Consider the following 1,755-nt stretch of genomic DNA (forward strand, 5'->3'; position numbering starts at 1 on the left):
GGCTGTGATCCATTTCTGTGTTGATAGAATAAAATTTCAATATTAATCAACAATTAAAAGAATTCGTCAAAAACGTCCTCAAACTGTTCACCATTGTTCAACCTTTCTAAGCCTCTATACATGTCCTTTGGGTTCATCGGCTCTACAGCGATTAGCGATGCTTGATAATACTTTACCTTGGTGTTTGGGAAGTCACTAAGGTAAAACACCGATTTGATCTCATCTACGTCATCATTTTTCACATCAATGTTTTCTAATAAAAATGGCTTTCGGTAATCTGCTTTGATCCCTGTACCTTCAATGAACCAAGCAGGTAATTGAGTTAGTTCAACAAACAGGTTTGTTCTGTGTCTGACTTCTGCATGAACAAGTTCATGGGCTATTACATCAGTGTTTAGTCCTTTAGGGCCTAGAAATATACATTCCCTAAATAAACCAGAGTTTTGCATACCTGTGGGGTTAAATCCGAACTTGGCATATTTTGTTTCGGCTGTAGCAATGATTCTAGGGTTGGAAGTGGGAGTGCCATAGATATCCGAAACCCTTTTAAATGCTGATTCTACAGCATGAGACAGCTCAACTTGTTTCGAAGTGTCGATACTTTGGTCAACATAAAAATCTGGTGACACTTCATTGAAGTGTGTTACCCCTATCAGTTCGCAAGCAATGGCATCTTTTTTAAAGTAACCAAATGAAGCTATAAAAAACGTAATAAAAACAATGATCAATATCTTAAGTATCTTCATTAAAACTCCAAATATTTATAGTGCTAAAACGACCCAGCTATCGTCTTCTTGTGACTGCTCCATTTGCCTAAACCAAGCGATGTAGTTATCAAGATAATCTGTGCCAACCCCATTAAATTGCCTTAGCCACTGTTTCCAGCGCATCATCCAATTGTTTAGTGTTTGTATGTGATAGATGCCATCTATAACTCTTTGATTATCAATAGCTATAAGGCGTTTATGATCAAGCTCAAAAGGAAGGTTTTTAACGATAGTTTGATATGACAAATTGCCATCGGTACACAATACACTCTCAGGTGTTAATACTGGTGCTAGTGATTTCTCCAGCTCTTCTCTTGTGTTTCTTTGCAAGACGCAGTGAGTGACAGCACCGTTGCGATCTAATGCAAGCATAACTGGTACTTTAGGTATGTTATGGCTCTTAACACCACGCTTACGTGGAGGTCTTTCCAACTTGCGTTTACCCTTGAACGACTCGTTAATAAAGGTTTCATCGGCTTCAATGATCCCATGAAGCTCTGAAGGCTTTCTTTGTCTTGGTTTAGATAATAACTGATGACGCCAACGCCAAGCGGTTTTAACATTAATACCTAGCTCACTTGCTGCTTCTCTGATCTTGGCTGTAAACCACATGCCTTCAGAATACTGGTGCCATTTATCTTGTTTTTTCATGCCAGATAACGGAGTACCTGTAAGTGAATTAAACGTTCGAACACAAGCTTTGCATTTGTATCTCTGCTGCCCTCGTGCTGTTGTTCCGTATTTTGTGAACTCATCGCTACCACAATGGGCACATTCGCCTACGCCTTCCTCATGCACAGCGATAGCTTTACCTACATGATTCGAAGAGATCATTTCTTCGAGGTGCTGTCGGAGACGCTTCAACTGAACAAAAGTTAGATCTTCTAGTTTTGTTTGAAGATTGGCAAACTGAGTATTATTCATGGACGCTCCTAACATGATTTGATTTACTTAGTATAGCAAACCAACACAGAAATGGATCAGCGCC

General features: G+C 39.4%; 2 protein-coding genes. Both read right to left on the bottom strand.

Going from position 1 to position 1,755, the window contains the following annotated elements:
• Window positions 1-53 precede the first annotated feature (53 nt).
• Window positions 54-746: a hypothetical protein gene (locus tag ACTRWE_RS19145; RefSeq protein WP_036956898.1), complete on the bottom strand. Its 693-nt coding sequence runs from the start codon at window positions 744-746 to the stop codon at window positions 54-56.
• A gap of 15 nt (window positions 747-761) precedes the next feature.
• Window positions 762-1,691: an IS1595 family transposase gene (locus ACTRWE_RS19150; protein WP_161781329.1), complete on the bottom strand. Its 930-nt coding sequence runs from the start codon at window positions 1,689-1,691 to the stop codon at window positions 762-764.
• Between the last annotated feature and the right edge of the window lie 64 nt (window positions 1,692-1,755).

Source organism: Pseudoalteromonas sp. G5_S1_54_S4, from assembly GCF_054968565.1.

Bases quoted from the DNA above. Each gene is read 5' to 3' on its own strand.
- ACTRWE_RS19145 (WP_036956898.1), bottom strand. From the start codon at position 746: ATGAAGATACTTAAGATATTGATCATTGTTTTTATTACGTTTTTTATA.
- ACTRWE_RS19150 (WP_161781329.1), bottom strand. From the start codon at position 1,691: ATGAATAATACTCAGTTTGCCAATCTTCAAACAAAACTAGAAGATCTA.